Origin of the sequence: Niabella sp. (assembly GCF_030150205.1) — a bacterium.
Taxonomy (GTDB): domain Bacteria; phylum Bacteroidota; class Bacteroidia; order Chitinophagales; family Chitinophagaceae; genus Niabella.
Genome location: NZ_JASLGT010000008.1, coordinates 450,376 through 468,068, shown reverse-complemented (window position 1 = coordinate 468,068; position 17,693 = coordinate 450,376). Strand labels below are relative to the sequence as shown.

Genomic DNA, 17,693 nt, shown 5'->3' with positions numbered 1-17,693 from the left:
TTCATTGGCTGACAGATCAGATCAGGAACCCTTCAATTTTTTCAAATCCTTTTGCAGGCGGTAATCCTTCCCAAAGAACCTGGTAGATGGTTTCGGCGATCGGCATTTCTGCTTTCAGCGATTTGTTCGTATTGTAAATGCATTTAGCCGCATTATAGCCTTCGGCTACCATACGGAGTTCCAGTTGTGCGGCCTGAACACTGTATCCTTTACCGATCATATTGCCGAACGTGCGGTTACGGCTGTACAGCGAATAACAGGTTACCAGCAGATCGCCCAGGTACACCGATGCGGAGTAGTTGGCATATTTTTTTTCGGGCTCATCTATATCGGTATGCTCACCCACCACAATGTGTTCCGCCCCGAATTTTCTTAGGAAGCCGGCCATCTCATCCGCGCTGTTGGCAATATATACACTCTGGAAATTATCGCCGTAGTCCAGCCCGTGCGCGATACCCGCGCCCAGTGCATAAATATTTTTTAACACCGCGGCATACTGCACACCCAGTATATCGGTGTTTACAATGGTATTGATAAATGATGACTGAAAGTGACCCGCAATTTTTGCGGCCATTGGTTCGTCAACACCTGAAAAGGTAAGATAAGAAAGTTTTTCGGCGGCCACTTCCTCCGCATGACAGGGGCCCAGTACCGCGAAATAATTTTTTAAGGAAACATCAAAATGCCGTTCCAGGTATTCATTCAGCAAAATATTTTCGCCGGGAAGGATGCCCTTGATGGCGGAGAGGAGCTTTTTGTGTTTAAAAACATCCGGCGATAATTCCTGCAGGCTTTCGGCAACATAGGCCGAAGGCATAGCAAGGATCAGCACTTCCGACCGCTCTACCACGGCATGCAGGTCGGTTGTTAAGAACAGCAGTTTGGTATTGAGTACTGCTGCGGTAAGATGTTTGGGGTTGTGATGCCGTTGCTTAATAAAACCGATGGCCGTTTCACTCCGTAAACACCAGTTCACCTTATGCCCGTTATCGGTTAATATTTTCACCAGCGCCGTTGCCCAACTGCCGCTTCCTGCTACACCAAATTTGATTGCCAATGGAATAAATATTTATTAAGCAAAGGTACTGCTTTCAGTTTCAGGTTTAATGTTTCAGGTCTAAACGATGCTGAAAGCTAAAGGCTGATTGCTCAAATCTCAGGTCCTACTCCCGGTCGTAGTAAAAACAATCGGCTTGTTGCGTGCAGGTGATCACCAGGTCGTTGATGCAAACGTGCTCCGGTAATGTGGCACAATAAAAAATGGTTTCGGCAATGTCTTCGGCGATCAGGGGAATCAGTCCGTCGTAAACCTTGTCGGCGGCCATACGGTCGCCCTTAAAACGAACCGTTGAAAATTCTGTATTGGCCGCGCCGGGATGAACAGCCGTGACCTTTATATGATAGGGCAGGAGATCGATCCGCATGCCCTGCGACAGTGCATCCACGGCGTGCTTGGTAGCACAGTACATATTGCCCTGCGCATATACCTGCTTGGCCGCTACGGAACCCAGGTTAATGATATGTCCTCTTTTATGAGGAATCATGAGCCGCGAAACGGCCTGCGCCACATAGGCAAACCCTTTAATATTGGTATCTACCATGGTATCCCAGTCATCCAGGTTTGCCTGGTCAAAATCATCCTTGCCCGCAGCCAGACCGGCATTATTCACCAGTACATCAATCTGCTTCCATGCTTCCGGCAGTTCAGCAATGGTCTTTAACACCTGTTCCCGGTTGCGTACATCAAAGGTCAGCGGTAATACTTCAACGGGGTACGCATGCGTGAGTGTTTCAGCAAGCTGTTCCAGCCGGTCCTGCCGTCTCCCGGTGATGATCACATTATAATTATTCGCTGCAAATTTTTTGGCACAGGCTTCGCCGAATCCGGCGGTAGCACCTGTTATAAAAACGGTTTTATTCATCTTCTTTTGTTTGTCTGGTATTGTAATTTATGCATTCTCGAATGCACACATGCATTATTTACTATTCACCATTCAATGCTGTTTCCGGCGATTTTATAATGGCCGCAGAAGCGCAGATGGTGCCTGCGGCGCTGTATCTGCAATATTTTTGAGCATTAAAGCGGGTATCAAATCTGCGCATCTGTGCTTTAAGGAAATGACATCGATTGCCTATTGCCGATTCACTATTCACCCTATTTGCTTATTTCAGCTCCATCAAAAATTCTTCAATAGCGGCGCTTGCTTTTGCGGCTTCCTCCAGCATTCCCATATGACCGGATTGATGCAATACGTGAATATAGGATACCCGGGGCATGGAGGCCTGCTTTAATACATCCTCAAAGGATATCACTGCATCCTGTTCGCCGATAATGAACAATACCGGCAGATCGGTTTTTGAAAACAGATCGATCCGCTCCGGTCGTTGAATCATGGCTTCATAATAACTTTTTAAGGCGGTTTTTGAGAAAGCGGGCAGCGAGGCTGTAAATTGCTCCACCAGCTCCGGATGCGTTTCTTTTGTATGCGCCGAGAATAAGTTGGGGATGGTTGTTTTCAGGAATGCGTTGGCGCCGTTCTTTTCAATAAAGGCAATGCCCTTGCGCCGGGTTTCTTTTTTTTCTTCTGTATCGGCAGCGCCGGTAGAGTGAAACAAGCCAAAGCCATCCAGTAAATGCGGATATTGCGCTGCAAAAGCCAGGGTTGCGTAGCCGCCCATACTATGGCCGATCAATGTTACGGATTCAAGCTCTTCTGCCTCTATAATTAGTTTAACCACCGCTGCAATGCCTTCCATGCTCATATCTTCCGTTAGTTCCGACTGGCCGCTCCCCGGGATATCGGGTACAATCACCTGGTAATGGTGCCGCAGGTATGCTACCTGGTTTTCCCATACGGTGCTATCTTCGCCAAAGCCATGCAACAGCACCACCGGCCGTCCAACTCCTTCAATAGTATAATGGACAATGCTGTTATTGATATTGATTGTTTTTGTACCCATCAGGATGATTTTTGAGTGGACGTTTTGTTTCGAACCATTGCTTTATAAAAAAGGAGCAATAAAAATGCCAGTGCCAATGCCGCCGCAGCATGATAAAGCCAGTCGCCATGCCGGGTATAAAAGGTTTCAGTAACAAATGCCGCAAGGGTTTGTTTTAATGTGCCCTGTTTGTTCCAGGGCAGTTGCTGTATGATATTGCCGTAGGGATCTATAAAGCAGCTGATACCGGTATTGGCACTGCGGGCTACCCATTTCCGGCTTTCAATAGCCCGCAGACGGGCATATTGCATATGCTGGCGGTATCCCTGCGTATCGCCCCACCACCCATCATTGGTAATGATGCAAATGAGGTTGGCGCCTTTCCGGTTAAATCGCGAAAGATAGTCGCCATAAATACTTTCATAACAAACAGCAGGCGTAATGTTGAAGGTATGATTGGTGGTTTGCAATACCCGCTCGGTCGTATCGCGGGCATAACCGCCCATCGTGCCCCCGAATTTTTCAAATACCGGCCCCAGAAAACTGAGAAAGGCCGGCAGTACTTCCGGACCCGGAACCAGCCGGGATTTATGATAGATCTGTGCCGACGTGCTGTCAAAAAGAGCGGCGCTGTTATAGCCTTCTACAAAACCGCCCTCCGGCAATTTTTGGGCATACCGGCTTACCCGCGTGGTAAACAACCGGCGCCCTTCCAGCCCGGTCAGCAGGTTTACATGGGGGTTATTCCGCAGGAAAGCCCACAGGGGATTGAGAAAAAGATTGTCCCGGAGCCGGTCTTCCAGTACGGTATAGGGGATCGCCGTTTCGGGCCATACCACCAGTGCCGTATGCGCATCGATCTGCTTTTGCGAAAGTGCAATTAGCTCCTGTAACTGCATTTCCTCCTTTCCGGCGGCAAACTTGGTATCCCAGGGATCGTAGTTGGGCTGCACCACTACTACATTGTATTTGTTATGCAGGAGTGTTAATGGCTGTTTTATAAATGAGGAAAGCACAATGGGTACACACAACGTAAGCACCCAGGCCGCCGCCAGCTTAAAGTAACCCGTGCTCCGGCCTTCCTCGCGGTAGCGGAATAATACCTGGTGTACCAGTACATTACTGAGCAGGATCCAGAGGCTGCCGCCGGCCGCCCCGGTATATTCGTACCATTGCACCCAGTTGGGATGCAGGGCAAAGGCATTACCCAGTGTAAGCCAGGGCCAGCTCAGGTCCCAGTTGAGATGGATCCATTCAAAGGCCATCCAGTAGCCGATCAGGGCCAGCCCGGAAATAAAACGGCTGAAACGTGTCCGGGTAAAAAAGTAAGCCAGCCAGGGCAAACACATAATAAGGCTGTTGGCCAGAAATGCCCCGATACCGCCGGGAACGCTGGCCTTGGCCACCCACCAGGTGGTCAGTACATTCCAGAGCAGCAGGGTTGTATACGAAAGCCCGAAGAATTTTTTCCAGGAACGGGTTGTTTCAGCCAGGTGCAGGAGCGGAACCCAGGCTATAAAAAGCAGCAATGTAAGGGGAGAAGAAGGCCAGCCCGCCCATAACAAAAGACCACCCAGGAGGGCCAACCATATACCGGAATTTCTGTTTACATTCATGTACCGTACTTAGAACCCAAATGTAACACGGTTTTGGCAATTAGCCAGCAGTGGGAGGCCCGGTTCTCAGTGGTCAGTTCTCAGTGGTCAGTTTTTCAGTGGTCAGTTTTCAGTGGTTAGCTTTCAGTGGTTAGCTTTCAGCAGATCTCCTGGTTTTGTTTGTTTTTGTCATTTTGGAATTTTTGCGTTTTCCTGGCGCTGATCGTTGCTTGTTATTTGTTTTTTTTGGATTTTCACCGGGAAGATTCAAATTTCAAGGCTCCGGCTGGGATCGCCGTTGCGTGAATTACATTCTTCGGTTTTTGATTGTTTTTTGTTATTTGAATTTTGATTTTTGCGTTTTCCGGCGCTGATTGCTTCTTGTTTTTTGAGTTTTGGGATTTTAGGTGTTTTTTGTTATTTGATTTTTGGCATTTACAGACTGAAAGTCTGTCGCTAAAAACTAAATTGCAGTTTCCGCTCCGGATAAGCAAGTTTGCTGCTTTTGCGGGTTCCGTTTACAATGAAATGCACGATATTCATCTGGTCCTGGAAAAGTTCATACAGGATGGTATTCTCTATGGCAATATTGCGGGGATTAAAAGATGTTGTTTCAGCCGTGGTGTAAATATAAACGGCTTCATGATCCACTTCCCAGCCAAAAAATTTTAACCGCTGCAGCTGTCCGTTGCTCCGGATGCTTAAATGCGTAGTAATATATTTGGTGACCAGTGTATCCAATGCCTGCTTCCGCAATTTGTTGCTAAAGTCTACCGGGGTTTTATAAGTACGGGTAAGCACGGCCTCCAGGTCGTCGGTGAAAATTTTTGTGCTGATCTCCAGTTTCTGCGTCTTGCCGTTGTATTCCATTTCAGTAGCGCTTACATGAAAAGGATGCCAGGCCGCAGGGGAAAACCCTATCAGTAAAAAAAATACCAGCAGCCATAGGAGCCGGCTCCTTTTATAGTAATTACACGCCATTAATACAAATAAAGGTATATTATATGAAGACGGTAAATTATATTTGATGGTTGGCATTATAAAATAAGTGCCCGGCATTTTATGAAGCGCAGCGATCCGGAGCCGTAGAGGGTTTACAGGGGTGTCTTTTAATTACCCGGTAACCATCATTGCGGCTGTTTTCCGGCGGTATAAAGAAGCCTTATGAACAGCTTTTGGTTTTATTTTGTGGAGGGGTGGCGGCATATCATCAGTCTGGATGCACTGGATCACCAGTTGTTTATCCTGGCGCTGGCCGTGATCTATACGTTTAAAGAATGGAAACAGGTGCTGATCCTGGTTACGGCCTTTACGGTCGGACATTCTTTAACGCTGGCGCTCAGTGTTTTTGATCTGCTCCGGGTTCCTTCTGCCTGGGTCGAATTCCTGATACCCCTTACCATCGTTTGCACGGCATTGTGGAATGTGCTGCGCCGGAACCAGATCCGGCAGATCCGCACCAATTATTTCCTGGCCCTGTTTTTCGGGCTCATCCATGGTTTGGGCTTTGCCAATACCATCCGGCTGATGCTGGCCAGTGATGAATCGGTAGGAACGGGGCTCCTGGGTTTTAACCTGGGCCTGGAGGCCGGGCAGGTGATGGTGGTACTGGCCATCCTGCTGATCACAAAGCTGGTGGTGGGGCGCATCCGAATTCCCCAAAGAATTTATATTTTCGTGGTATCTGCAATAGTGTTCATCCTTTCGTTAAAAATGGCGCTGGAGCGGATCCCTTCATTATCATAAAGAACATTCATGAGAAAATTGTTATTTGCGGCCGCCTGTTTCTGGGCCGTTTCGGGCCAGGCACAGGATATTCAGAACAATCCAACCAGTAATCACGGAAATAAATTCGAACAACTGGGTACGATCCTTCCTACCCCTAATGAATACCGGACGGCCAGTGGTGCCCCCGGGCCCAAATACTGGCAGCAGCGCTGCGATTATGTGATCCGTTGCACACTGGATGAAAAGGCGCAGCAGCTTACCGGCAGCGAAACCCTGAATTATTTTAATAACTCGCCGGATGTGCTTACCTATATATGGCTGCAGCTGGATGAGAACGAACACAGCAATAAAGACAATGCCAATTACCAGGATCAGAATGTGATGCCGGCCATGATGACCGACCGGGCCCTGGCAAAAATGGAAGATCAAAACGGGCCGGATAATGGTTATGGCCATAAGATCCGGTCCATAACCGATATGACGGGCAAAACGCTCCCTTATACTGTAAATAAGACCATGATGCGGGTAGACCTGCTGACACCGTTAAAACCTGGTCAGCGTTTTCAGTTTAAGATCGATTGGTCCTACAAGATCCCCGATCGCATCACCCTGGGTGGCCGGGGCGGCTACGAATTCTTCCCGGAAGACGGGAACAGTCTGTATACCATTACACAATGGTATCCCCGGGTATGCGTGTACAGCGATTTCCAGGGATGGCAGAACCACCAGTTTACCGGCAGGGGAGAGTTTGCGCTCACTTTTGGCGATTTTGATGTTCAAATGACCGTACCGGCCGATCATATTGTGGGCAGCACGGGCGAATGCCTGAACTATGCCCAGGTACTCACACCCGCTCAGCTGGCGCGTTACCAGCAGGCCACCAATGCCAAAGAGCCGGTGGAGATCGTAACTCTTGCTGAAGCAACGGCGGCTGAACAGCGCAAGAGCAGTCAAACAAAAACCTGGCATTTTAAGGCCGGTAATGTGCGGGACTTTGCCTGGACCTCCTCCCGGAAATATATCTGGGACGGCATGCCGCAGCTGATCAATGGTAAAAAAGTAATGTGTATGAGTTTTTACGGAAAGGAAGCCTATGCCCTGTACCGCAAATTTTCAACAAGAGCCGTGGCGCATACCATCAAAACCTATTCTGCATTTACGATCCCGTATCCTTATCCGGTTGCTCAGAGCGTAGAGGCCGCCAATGGTATGGAATACCCGATGATCTGTTTTAACTATGGCCGCACCGAAAAAGACGGTACGTACAGCGAAGCCACCAAGAACGGGATGCTGGGCGTGGTGATCCATGAAGTAGGGCATAACTTTTTCCCCATGATCGTTAACAGCGACGAGCGGCAGTGGACCTGGATGGATGAGGGGCTGAATACCTTTGTTCAATACCTTACGGAGGAATTATGGGATAATAAATTTCCCAGCAAACGCGGGCCGGCCTGGACGATCGTGGATTATATGAAGCTGCCCAAGACCCAGCTGGAGCCCATCATGACCAACTCGGAGAATATTGTACAGTTTGGTCCCAATGCCTATGCAAAACCGGCTACCGGATTAAATATCTTAAGGGAAACGATCATGGGGCGGAATCTTTTTGATTTTGCCTTTAAGGAATATGCCCGCCGCTGGGCCTTTAAACACCCCACGCCGGCGGATCTTTTCCGTACCATGGAAGATGCCAGCGGTGAAGACCTGGACTGGTTCTGGCGCGGTTGGTTCTATGGCATCAATCCTGTGGATATATCCCTGGATAGTGTAAAAGTGGCCAGGGCGGATGTGAACGGAACCATACCTCCTGCCAAAAGCATCACAAAGAAAGTGGATGCTCCGATGGTTCCGGAGTTTGACGATATTTCGAAGATCCGCAACCGGGAAGACCGGAACCTTCGCTTTTATACCGATACGGATACCGGTGCCCGTGATTTTTACTGGCATTATGCCCGCGGACAGGAGCCGTATGATGCGGCAAAGACCTTTACCGTTGAAGAGGCACCCGGTGTGGAAGCGCTGACGCCGGAAGCAAAACAGCGGTTTGCTGATAAGTATTTCTATGAGCTGGACTTTTCAAATAAGGGCGGAATGGTAATGCCGATCATTATTGAATGGACCTTTAAAGATGGTACCCGCCAGATCGACCGTATCCCGGCGCAGATCTGGAGGCATAATGAAAATACGGTAAGCAAATTTTTTGTAAAAGATAAGGAGGTTACGGGTATCCGGCTGGATCCGTTCCGTGAAACGGCCGATATTGATGAAAGCAATAATGTCTGGAATCAGATGCCGGCCCCCACACGGTTTAAGGCCTTTGCGCAAAAAACAGGCGCCGCACGTGGACAAAGCACCGGCTCCAATCCCATGCAGCAGGCTCAGAAAAAATAACGGCAGTACCATTACAAATACACAAAGACCCAAAGAAGCGCGAAGGATACAAACATCCTGGAACGTTTCTTTGGGTTTGATATTTTAGACTTGTGGAGCAATTGGTGTATATTAGCACAAACCTATTTAATATACAAAAAAACGGAACACTATGAGGATCTATCTGTCAAAATTATGCTTGCTGATGACGCTGCTGTTGGTGGGAGCTGGATTATTCACAACATTAAATGCCGGAGTTGTCTGGCAGGTGAAAGATACCGCAGACGAAATCCTGGTATTCGAGGTAAATAAAAGCATTCCTTCAGCAGCAAAAACCATTGGGCAATTCAAGATCGGGGATAAAGGGTTTACCACCGACTGTCAGTATCAGCGGGTAATTGAAAAGGCCCAGGAAAAAGCGAGAAAAGCCGGGGGAAATGCCATACAGATCACGGAGCTGAAAGAGCCGGATCTTTGGAGCAGTTGTTACCGGATCAAAGGAAATATCTTATTCATTGAGGGGGCCGATTCCATACGCCAGGCGGCGTCTGCCGCAACGATTGCCGCTCCGGCTCCGGGCGCTGATACGGCTACCTATGCTACGATTTATTTTTACCGACCAAAAAATTTCACAGGATCGGCGATCGGGTATAATATTAACCTTGATGATTCCGTGGTATGGCGGGCTGTAAATAATTCCCGTTATGAAGTGCGGGTATACAAGGAGGGAAAGCAAAAGATATGGGCTAAAACAGAAGCAAAGGCCATCGTTCCGCTTACGATACAATTTGGCAGATCTTATTATATCAAATGCTCGATTGCGATGGGAATGTGGGTAGGACAACCATCCCTTAATCTTATAGATCCGGAGCAGGGAAGGGATGAATACGAAAGGGTGAGCGGCCGCACACGTAAATAAAAGCAACGTTCGGCAACCAGAAAATGGTATGTATAGTACATGAATACCGGTATCTTAGGCTTAAAGCTTTAATAGCCTGCTATCGCAGTGCATCTGTGCTTCAGTGGTTCTTGTACCGCAAGAATAAAGATCTTAGCGCCTCTGTGTTCCGTGGCTTATTGCAGACATGAGCATAAAGTATCAATATTGCTTTGCTATGCTTCCGTGGCACCTTCTGCCAGCTGGTAAATATCTTTATAATTCCGGCCCAGCCCGTCATAGTCCAGTCCATAGCCTACCACAAATTTGTTGGGAATCACGAAGCCGGTATAATCGATGGGAACCTCAAAGGTGGTCATTTCAGCCTTATGCAGCAAGGCCACAATTTTTAGTGAACTGGGTTGCTGATGTTGCAGTTGCGGCAGAAAATAGTGCAGGGTTTTCCCGGTATCGATGATGTCTTCTAGGATCACCACATCCTTGCCGTGCAGGTCTTCTTCCAGCCCGATAGCCGTGGTAACAGCACCGGAAGATTTCAATCCTTTGTAGGAAGCAAGTTTTATGAAACAGATTTCACTGTCGATAGTCAGGTATTTGAAAAAATCGGCGGCAAACATAAATGATCCGTTCAGGATCGCCAGGAAGTACACTTTCTTTCCGGCATAATCTGCATTAATAGCATCTGCCAGTTCCTTAATTCTTTTTTGTAATACTGCTTCCGGCAGGTATACTGAAAAGCGTTTGTCGTGTACCGTTATGTCCGCCATATTCTAAGGATTTTGTGCAACGGAATTTTTTCCGGCGCTCATATCCTGCAAATATAATTTAGACCCGGTTGCCGGGGAAGCAAATTTTGTAAGATTGTTGTATTTCAGCAGTGATTCAAGACGCACGCCTTCTTCCTGTGCAATATCATAAAGTGTTTCACCTGCTTCAACTTCATGAAATGTTTTTACACTCTCTGTTCTTTTCAGCTGTAAAAACACCAGGGCATCACGTTGCGGCAGCTGATCTTCCTGCAGGTCGTTATACAGGAAAAGCCGGTTTAACGGGATATTGTAACGGGAGGCAATGGCTTCATAAGCGGTACCCTGTTTTACAAAGATGACCTTGGTTTGGTTGATCAGGAAATCGCCCTGCGGATATTGTTTGATTTTTTTTGCGGGAACTATGGCCGCTTCCACTTTTGCTACGGCAAAGGACGCTTTTAACTCCTGCGGCATCTCTTTTTTTCCCATTGCGATCAGGGTATAATCCTCCAGGTTGTAACGCTCAATTAAACCGATCAGGAGTTGCGGGTATTTGGGATTGGTAGCATAACCAGCCTTTTTTAAACCATTGGCCCATGCCTTATAATCGGTGGGATCCAGTTGAAACAGAAACGCATACCGGTCGCGGCCTTTTAAAAAATCAGAATGATCCTGGAATGAAGCTTCCGGCTGTTCATATTTTATAAAACGTTCCTGCGGACGGTCATCATCATGTAACACATAAGGGCCGGTATAGCCGGTTTTACATTTGATGCCAAAATGATTGTTCGATCGCAGCGCCAGATCTCCATCGCCTGCACTGGATTCCAGGATGGCCTGGGCCAGTTTAATAGCTGCCGGCACGCCGGTCCGCTGCATTTCTTTAATTGCAATGCCGCTGTATTTTTGAATATAAGCCACAACTTTTTCTGATTGTTGGGCGGTAGCAGTCATCGTTATAAAAAGGGCAGTTGCCAAAAACAATTTCCGTATCATCAATAACAATTACAATTTTCGTAATAAATATAGTCCGTCTCTAATGGTCAGAACCAGTTTGTCAATGTCTTCTCTTTGCTGGACAAAATCGTTAAACGCCTTGATGGCTTTTGCACTTTTTCCCTTTGGATGTTCGGTAAAAACCTGCCCGTGGAAAAAAATGTTATCTGCTAAGATAAAACCATTTTTTTTAACTGCCGGCAAAACGAGCTTAAAATAGTCCATATAACCCGGTTTATCGGCGTCGATAAAAACCAGGTCCCAGGTTTCATTCAAAGTAGGAATGATATTCAGCGCGTTACCCACATGCAGTTTTATTCTTGGATATAACGCGGATTTCTGGAAAAAATTGTGGGCAATGGCCGCTGTTTCTTCGCGAAATTCGATCGTATGCAGCTCACCGTCGTTTGTTAGTCCTTCTGCAAGGCTCAATGCGCTGTACCCGGTAAAGGTGCCGATCTCCAGGATGCGCCGCGGGCGGATCATATGACTGATCATTTCCAGCAGTTTGCCCTGAACCGGTCCGCTCAGCATATGCGGTTCGGCATGATGCTGTTGGGTGTATTGTTCTACTTCTTGCCGTAACGGATCAGGCGTACTGGAAAAATTTAATGCAAACTGCTCTAATTCAAAGGGTAATAGTTCCATTGCTGTTTATTGGGCATTAGTGAACCGAATCCTGTTCCAGCTGTGAAAGATCCGAAACGGGCTTTGAAATGATTAACAGTCCTATAAACGTTAATGTTGCATTAATGATGATCAGCTCCAGGCCGATTTTAAAATCTCCGAAAAGTACGGATTGATACTTATCGATAAAGAAACAAATAATGGGTGCGATAAAACATACATAAGGCACCAGGCGGTCTTGCGGGCGGCGTTTTGTAAAAATACCAAAGGCAAAGAGACCCAGCAGCGGACCATAGGTATACCCCGCCAGCTTCAGGATAATGCCGATCATGCTGTTATCGTTGATCCAGTAAAACATCAGCACCAGCAGCAGGAATGAAAGCGCTACCAGCAGGTGTACTTTCTGGCGGAACCGTTTCTTTTGGAGCTCATTCATGTCGGTGCGTCGCTGCAATCCGGCAATGTCGATACAAAATGAAGAGGTTAATGCCGTCATGGCGCCATCTGCACTGGGGAATAGGGCCGAAATCAGCGCTACAATAAAAATGACCGAAATATAAGGGGGCATATGATTTACGGCTACATCCGGAAACAGGGCATCTCCTTTGGAGGCAAGATGTTCCTGGGCTGCAAACAGGTGCAGCAGACCACCCAGATACAGGAATAAACCAATTACCACTACCATGATAAATGCCAGTGATACCATGTTTTTTTGCGAATCTTTCAGGTTGGTAACCGAAATGCTTTTCTGCATCATTTCCTGGTCAATACCCGTCATACTCAAGGTAATGAAGGCGCCGGCCAGGATCTGTTTAATAAAGAAATCGTTTTTGGAGGGATCTGTTTTAAATAGCTGTGATAATCCGCTGCTGCGCATTGCATCAAGGCTTTCACCCACGCCCATATTCATATGGTTCAGCAGGTATACAGTACAAATGATCAGTCCCAGCAGCATACAGGTGGTTTGCAGGGTATCGGTCCATACAATGGTTTTTACACCGCCCTCAAATGTATACAGGATGATCATTACCAGGATGATCAGTGTAGATACCCAGAAAGGGATGCCAAAGCTGTCGAGGATCGTGATCTGCAGGATATGCACCACCAGGTATAACCGCGCTGTGGCACCTACCAGGCGGGAAAGGATAAAGAACCAGGCACCGGTCTTATATGACAGCATCCCCATGCGGGTTTTCAGGTAGCCATATATAGATGTAAGTTTTAACCGGTAATAGAGCGGCAGCAATACATAAGCGATGAGCAGGTAGCCGATCATATAGCCCAGTACCACCTGCATATAACCAAATCCATCCTTGCCCACAGCACCAGGCACGCTTACAAAGGTAACACCGCTTAGTGAGGTACCGATCATACCAAAGGCCACCAGCATCCAGTTACTGTTCCGGTTGCCGATAAAGAAGGATTCATTGTTGCTGTTTTTGCTGGTTTTCCAGGCCACAGCCAGTAAGAGTATAAAGTAGGCGATTACAATCGAAAATAAAAAACCTGCAGACATATTATGTATATATTAAACAATGGTTATCAAGTAAAATAATTTTTGAAGATAGGGAAAATTGAGTTCCTTTTGCAGTAAAAGTAGGGAATCATGGGGATAAAATCGCTTGCGGTTTTTTGCGGGTCGAAAGAGGGCCGGGATCCACTGTTTACAATACATACAGCGGAATTGGGGGCCATTATGGCGGCCCGCAGTTTAACACTGGTGTACGGAGGTGGAAATGTGGGATTAATGGGCACCATTGCCAACGCGGTACTAGCTGCCGGGGGAACTGCGATTGGTGTGATCCCGCAGTTACTGGCCGACCGGGAGCGGTCGCATAAAGGGCTGACCCAGCTGGAAATTGTGCCCGACATGCATACCCGTAAAAGAAAGATGTATGAATTATGCGATGCGGCTGTGATCCTGCCGGGCGGATATGGTACGCTGGATGAATTTTTTGAAATGATCACCTGGAACAACCTGGCCATTCATGATAAAACCCTCTTTGTGCTCAATACCAATGATTATTATACCCACCTGCTGATGCATATCCGGAAAATGTATGAAGAAGGGTTCCTATATGAAGATCCCTGGGATAAGATCCGGGTACTGGCATCACCGCAGGAGCTGGAACGGTATCTTTAGTGGAAAACGCTGATGGATCAGTTTTCAGCTATCAGTCTTCAGTGATCAGTTTTCAGCAATCATCAGCGGTCAGCTTCCGTTTGTGATATGCAGATCTGTTATTCAATGTGATTCCTCACTAGGGGTATTATCACCTGAGCATGACAGATACGACTGAAAGCTAAAGGCTTAAAGCTGAACGCCGAGTTCAGAACCGTTTCAGTTTCAACGTTCCGGGAAAATCCGTGATATTTGATGCGGGGCGCACAGATCTGTGATCCAGGATCAGCTGAAAACTAATTGCTGATAGCTGAAGGTGAAAGCCTGTTTCAGCTGGTTTTCATTTACACATTTGCACATTTCCAAACCTTCAAATTTCTCAACGGCCTTTTTTTGGAAAAACTTTTGCATTTTTGCAGGAAACCTCCCATCCTGATGAAGATGAATATTTATAGCGGCTTGGTGGAAAAGAAGTTAAACGCCCAAAAATCATTTGCAGTGTTGCTGGATCCGGATTCGGTAGAGCCTTCTTCATTACACAGCCTGGTAAACCTTTCGGAAGCAGCCGGAGTGGATTATTTTTTTGTGGGCGGAAGCCTGGTGCTTTCTGCGCATTTGGATGAAGTGATCAGCAAGATCAAAACACTCACCAATATCCCTGTGGTATTGTTTCCCGGCAGCCCTTCGCAGGTGAGTCCGTTTGCGGATGCGCTGCTGTATCTTTCGCTGATATCGGGCAGAAACCCCGAACTGTTGATCGGTCAGCATGTGGTTTCGGCGCCTTTTGTAAAGCGGAGCGGACTGGAAGTAATGCCCACCGGGTATATTGTGGTAGATGGTGGTGCGCCTACAACGGTTTCCTATATCAGTAACGCGGCTCCTGTGCCTTCCGATAAAAATGATATTGCACTTTGCACGGCTATGGCCGGTGAAATGCTGGGTATGAAACTGATCTATATGGACGCAGGGAGCGGTGCCCGTATACCGATCACCGAATCAATGATTCGTGCCGTATCGCAGCATATTGAAATTCCCCTGATCGTGGGCGGAGGTATTACAGACCCGGAAAAAGCCTACCTGAATTGCAAGGCAGGTGCAGACGTGATCGTGGTAGGCAATGCCATTGAAAAAGCACCGGCATTGATTAAAGAGATCAGCGATGCCGTGCATTCTGTGAAATTTGAAAATTTGAAGATGTGAAAATGTGGGAATGACCTGAATCCGTTTACAGGGGCATCATTTTCTTAGAATATACGACCTGTCAGAGAGGCGGCAGTCTTCAGCCTTTAGCATGATGAATAGGCAATGGGCAATACTGAATGGATAATAGCTTCAGCAAGCACAACCTGCAACCTTACATGGTTACCAGCTATCAGTTTTCAGGGTCCTCCTAGTCTGCATGTCCCCCTAAAGCAAGAGCGATAATGAACGGCCCGGATAAATCATCAAGTAACAAACGGCACCTAACCTGGAACTTTGAACGTTAAACTGGAACCGTTTACAGGCTCATCATCTCCTTGAAGCGTACTGCCTGCCGCCGGCTGACTTCGATCTTTTCTCCATCCTTTAATTCAATGAGCAAACCATTATTGAAGTAGGGCTCAATTTTTTCAATCATACGCAGATTGATAATATGTTTGCGGTTGGCCCGGAAAAAAGCCTTTGGATCCAGCCGCTCCTCCAGCGCATTCAGTGATTTTAAGATGAGCGGTTTATGGGGACCAAAAAACACCTTCGCATAATTCCCCACACTTTCAAAAAGCCGGATATCGCTAAGCTTTACAAACCAGCAGCGGTCGCCATCTTTTACAAATACCTGGCTGTTTTCATGCAACACATCATGATTGGTAAAGGAAGCGGCTTCGCTTTCTTCATAGTCCGGAAGGTTCAGCTTTTTGATGGTATCTTCCAGGCGTTTGGAGTCAATGGGTTTTAACAGGTAGTCCAGCGCATTTACCTGGAAGGCCTTCAATGCATATTCGTCATAAGCGGTAGTAAAAATAACAAGCGGCGTGTATTCAAGCGTTTCAAGCATTTCAAAACCCGACCGACCGGGCATCTGGATGTCGAGGAAAATAAGATCCGGTTGCTGTGCATTGATCTTTCGCATGCCTTCCTCCGCATTGCCCGCTTCATCAATAATGGTAATTTCCGGAAAGCCCTGGAGTAATTTCTTCAGTTCGGTTCGGGCCAGTCGTTCGTCGTCTATAATGATGGTGCGTATATGTTTCATCCTGTTTATTTGATACGTTTATTGTTAAGCGGGCAATTCAATTCTTGCTTCAACGGTTTCGGCATTCAGCTGCCGGATCTCGAAATCACTTTTACCGGGATAGAGCAGTTTCAGACGGTCGCGGATGCTGTTGAGTCCAAAGCCGGTGCTATCGTTTTCCCCGGTAAGTTTACCGGTATTCCGTACGCAAAGCTCTATCAGGTTATTTTTTAACCGGGCTGCAATGGATACGGAACCTCCCTGCAGTTCCCGGCTGATGCCGTGTTTGATGGCATTTTCCACCAGCATCTGCAGCATCATGGGTGGGATCTGTTTTTCCAGCGCCTGGCTGTCGATCTGGTAACTTACCGCCAGCCGGTCTTCAAAGCGCACCTGTTCCAGGGCCAGGTAGTCTTCGATAATGGCCAGTTCACTTTTCAGGGCCACCGATTCCGTTTTATGCATGGTGATGCTGCTGCGCAGGATATTGCTCAGCTCCGTGATGGCCTCGCGGGCCCGTCCGGGGTTTTCATCCACCAGTGCACGGATACTGTTTAAGGCATTGAAAATAAAATGCGGGTTGATATTGGATTTAATGGTTTTCAGTTCCAGTTCCCGCACGAGGGATTTTAAACGAAGCGTGTCGATCTCCTGTTGCTGGTAATCGCGGGCATAATGATAAATAATATAAATGGCATTCCATATAAAAATATAAATGAACCAGGAGATCATATTATTAAGGGAAACCAGCCAGATGCCCCGGCGTTTCAGTACTTCAATTTCCCGTTGGGTAAACAGCGCAAATTGTTTGTAAACCTGTTGCTCGATGATACCACAAAGAGAGGCGGTAATAATGGAAAGCAGAAGAAAGTTCAGCAACTGCAACCCCCAGTTGTGCTCCAGCAGATGCAGCCGCAGGATAAACATACGCATTATATGCGTTAACAGCACGCCAATGACCACAAAGCTAAGCGCCCGTGTAAAAAACAGGCTCCGGTCCTCAGGGGTGTCAAACTTGCCATAGAACCATGCAAAGAATAAGTGGATCAAAAAGAGTCCGCCCCATCCGATAAACTGAAACCACCAGTATCGTTGCTTACCTGAAAACATATCGCAAAACTAACTAATAAAGCCACGGTTTTCGTCGAAAATAAGCAAATGGCGATTATTGGTTATAAATGGAAAGATAGGAGGGCAGTCTTCAGTTATCAGTCTTCAGTTTTCAGTTATCAGTCTTCAGCCTTCAGTTTTTAGCATTCGGTGGTAAAATAATTTCATGGTCCCCCAGGTCTAAATGTCCCCCCAAAAGCAAGCGCAATAACGAATAGCCGATAAATTATCGATACATACGTTCAGCTTTTAGCTTCTAGCCTTCCGCTTTCAACCGTCACTGCTAAACGCTGACTACTGAAGGTTGATAGCTGACGGCTAATTGCTACATTTGCGGCAACTGAAA

General features: G+C 47.1%; 16 protein-coding genes. 5 read left to right on the top strand and 11 right to left on the bottom strand.

The window, feature by feature from the left end:
• Positions 1-16 precede the first annotated feature (16 nt).
• The 5 genes from Q1V85_RS06650 to Q1V85_RS06630 all read right to left on the bottom strand — a co-directional run bounded on the left by Q1V85_RS06650 (position 17) and on the right by Q1V85_RS06630 (position 5,516).
• Positions 17-1,057: an NAD(P)H-dependent glycerol-3-phosphate dehydrogenase gene (locus tag Q1V85_RS06650; protein WP_300598513.1), complete on the bottom strand. Its 1,041-nt coding sequence runs from the start codon at positions 1,055-1,057 to the stop codon at positions 17-19.
• 106 nt (positions 1,058-1,163) lie between these two features.
• On the bottom strand, positions 1,164-1,922 hold the full coding sequence (locus Q1V85_RS06645) for an SDR family NAD(P)-dependent oxidoreductase (protein WP_300598512.1): 759 nt from the start codon (positions 1,920-1,922) through the stop codon (positions 1,164-1,166).
• A gap of 241 nt (positions 1,923-2,163) precedes the next feature.
• Positions 2,164-2,961: an alpha/beta hydrolase gene (locus Q1V85_RS06640; RefSeq protein ID WP_300598511.1), complete on the bottom strand. Its 798-nt coding sequence runs from the start codon at positions 2,959-2,961 to the stop codon at positions 2,164-2,166.
• A complete protein-coding gene (gene lnt / locus Q1V85_RS06635) occupies positions 2,961-4,556 on the bottom strand; it encodes an apolipoprotein N-acyltransferase (RefSeq protein WP_300598510.1) in 1,596 nt (531 codons plus the stop codon). Before lnt ends, Q1V85_RS06640 begins: the two co-directional genes overlap by 1 nt.
• 435 nt (positions 4,557-4,991) lie before the next feature.
• Positions 4,992-5,516 (bottom strand): DUF6702 family protein, encoded by a 525-nt coding sequence (locus Q1V85_RS06630; RefSeq protein WP_300598509.1) that lies wholly within the window; start codon positions 5,514-5,516, stop codon positions 4,992-4,994.
• Positions 5,517-5,699: 183 nt separating this feature from the next.
• Here Q1V85_RS06630 and Q1V85_RS06625 point away from each other — a divergent pair, with 183 nt between their 5' ends.
• The 3 genes from Q1V85_RS06625 to Q1V85_RS06615 all read left to right on the top strand — a co-directional run bounded on the left by Q1V85_RS06625 (position 5,700) and on the right by Q1V85_RS06615 (position 9,552).
• Entirely contained in the window at positions 5,700-6,281 is a 582-nt protein-coding gene (locus Q1V85_RS06625; RefSeq protein ID WP_300598508.1) for a HupE/UreJ family protein, read from the top strand.
• Positions 6,282-6,290: 9 nt separating this feature from the next.
• Positions 6,291-8,654, top strand: coding sequence for a M1 family metallopeptidase (locus tag Q1V85_RS06620; protein ID WP_300598507.1), 2,364 nt, complete (start codon positions 6,291-6,293; stop codon positions 8,652-8,654).
• 151 nt (positions 8,655-8,805) lie between these two features.
• Entirely contained in the window at positions 8,806-9,552 is a 747-nt protein-coding gene (locus Q1V85_RS06615) for a DUF2846 domain-containing protein (protein ID WP_300598506.1), read from the top strand.
• Between the two features lie 194 nt (positions 9,553-9,746).
• Here the strand turns inward: Q1V85_RS06615 and hpt are convergent, their stop codons facing one another.
• From hpt to Q1V85_RS06595, 4 genes are read right to left on the bottom strand one after another with little or no spacing between them, the layout of a single operon-like run.
• Positions 9,747-10,298 carry a hypoxanthine phosphoribosyltransferase gene (gene hpt, locus Q1V85_RS06610; protein ID WP_300598505.1) on the bottom strand — a complete coding sequence of 184 codons (552 nt, stop codon included), beginning with the start codon at positions 10,296-10,298 and terminating at the stop codon, positions 9,747-9,749.
• 3 nt (positions 10,299-10,301) lie between these two features.
• A complete protein-coding gene (locus Q1V85_RS06605) occupies positions 10,302-11,276 on the bottom strand; it encodes a glucosaminidase domain-containing protein (protein ID WP_300598504.1) in 975 nt (324 codons plus the stop codon).
• Between the two features lie 9 nt (positions 11,277-11,285).
• Positions 11,286-11,924 carry an O-methyltransferase gene (locus Q1V85_RS06600; RefSeq protein WP_300598503.1) on the bottom strand — a complete coding sequence of 213 codons (639 nt, stop codon included), beginning with the start codon at positions 11,922-11,924 and terminating at the stop codon, positions 11,286-11,288.
• A gap of 16 nt (positions 11,925-11,940) precedes the next feature.
• Complete coding sequence (locus tag Q1V85_RS06595; RefSeq protein ID WP_300598502.1) at positions 11,941-13,419, bottom strand: sodium:solute symporter; 1,479 nt, start codon at positions 13,417-13,419, stop codon at positions 11,941-11,943.
• 90 nt (positions 13,420-13,509) lie between these two features.
• Between Q1V85_RS06595 and Q1V85_RS06590 the strand changes: the two genes are divergently transcribed.
• Both Q1V85_RS06590 and Q1V85_RS06585 read left to right on the top strand, forming a co-directional pair.
• Positions 13,510-14,046, top strand: coding sequence for a TIGR00730 family Rossman fold protein (locus Q1V85_RS06590; RefSeq protein WP_300598500.1), 537 nt, complete (start codon positions 13,510-13,512; stop codon positions 14,044-14,046).
• 414 nt (positions 14,047-14,460) lie between these two features.
• Entirely contained in the window at positions 14,461-15,225 is a 765-nt protein-coding gene (locus tag Q1V85_RS06585; protein ID WP_300598499.1) for a geranylgeranylglyceryl/heptaprenylglyceryl phosphate synthase, read from the top strand.
• 298 nt (positions 15,226-15,523) lie between these two features.
• Here the strand turns inward: Q1V85_RS06585 and Q1V85_RS06580 are convergent, their stop codons facing one another.
• Both Q1V85_RS06580 and Q1V85_RS06575 read right to left on the bottom strand, forming a co-directional pair.
• Complete coding sequence (locus tag Q1V85_RS06580; protein WP_300598498.1) at positions 15,524-16,258, bottom strand: response regulator; 735 nt, start codon at positions 16,256-16,258, stop codon at positions 15,524-15,526.
• A gap of 24 nt (positions 16,259-16,282) precedes the next feature.
• Positions 16,283-17,347, bottom strand: coding sequence for a histidine kinase (locus Q1V85_RS06575; RefSeq protein WP_300598497.1), 1,065 nt, complete (start codon positions 17,345-17,347; stop codon positions 16,283-16,285).
• Positions 17,348-17,693: the final 346 nt, after the last annotated feature.

Coding starts and splice junctions, on each gene's coding strand:
- Q1V85_RS06620 (WP_300598507.1), top strand. CDS start 6,291: ATGAGAAAATTGTTATTTGCGGCCGCCTGTTTCTGGGCCGTTTCGGGC.
- Q1V85_RS06580 (WP_300598498.1), bottom strand. CDS start 16,258: ATGAAACATATACGCACCATCATTATAGACGACGAACGACTGGCCCGA.
- Q1V85_RS06645 (WP_300598512.1), bottom strand. CDS start 1,922: ATGAATAAAACCGTTTTTATAACAGGTGCTACCGCCGGATTCGGCGAA.
- Q1V85_RS06590 (WP_300598500.1), top strand. CDS start 13,510: ATGGGGATAAAATCGCTTGCGGTTTTTTGCGGGTCGAAAGAGGGCCGG.
- hpt (WP_300598505.1), bottom strand. CDS start 10,298: ATGGCGGACATAACGGTACACGACAAACGCTTTTCAGTATACCTGCCG.
- Q1V85_RS06600 (WP_300598503.1), bottom strand. CDS start 11,924: ATGGAACTATTACCCTTTGAATTAGAGCAGTTTGCATTAAATTTTTCC.
- Q1V85_RS06575 (WP_300598497.1), bottom strand. CDS start 17,347: ATGTTTTCAGGTAAGCAACGATACTGGTGGTTTCAGTTTATCGGATGG.
- lnt (WP_300598510.1), bottom strand. CDS start 4,556: ATGAATGTAAACAGAAATTCCGGTATATGGTTGGCCCTCCTGGGTGGT.
- Q1V85_RS06605 (WP_300598504.1), bottom strand. CDS start 11,276: ATGATACGGAAATTGTTTTTGGCAACTGCCCTTTTTATAACGATGACT.
- Q1V85_RS06625 (WP_300598508.1), top strand. CDS start 5,700: ATGAACAGCTTTTGGTTTTATTTTGTGGAGGGGTGGCGGCATATCATC.
- Q1V85_RS06615 (WP_300598506.1), top strand. CDS start 8,806: ATGAGGATCTATCTGTCAAAATTATGCTTGCTGATGACGCTGCTGTTG.
- Q1V85_RS06585 (WP_300598499.1), top strand. CDS start 14,461: ATGAAGATGAATATTTATAGCGGCTTGGTGGAAAAGAAGTTAAACGCC.
- Q1V85_RS06595 (WP_300598502.1), bottom strand. CDS start 13,419: ATGTCTGCAGGTTTTTTATTTTCGATTGTAATCGCCTACTTTATACTC.
- Q1V85_RS06640 (WP_300598511.1), bottom strand. CDS start 2,961: ATGGGTACAAAAACAATCAATATCAATAACAGCATTGTCCATTATACT.
- Q1V85_RS06630 (WP_300598509.1), bottom strand. CDS start 5,516: ATGGCGTGTAATTACTATAAAAGGAGCCGGCTCCTATGGCTGCTGGTA.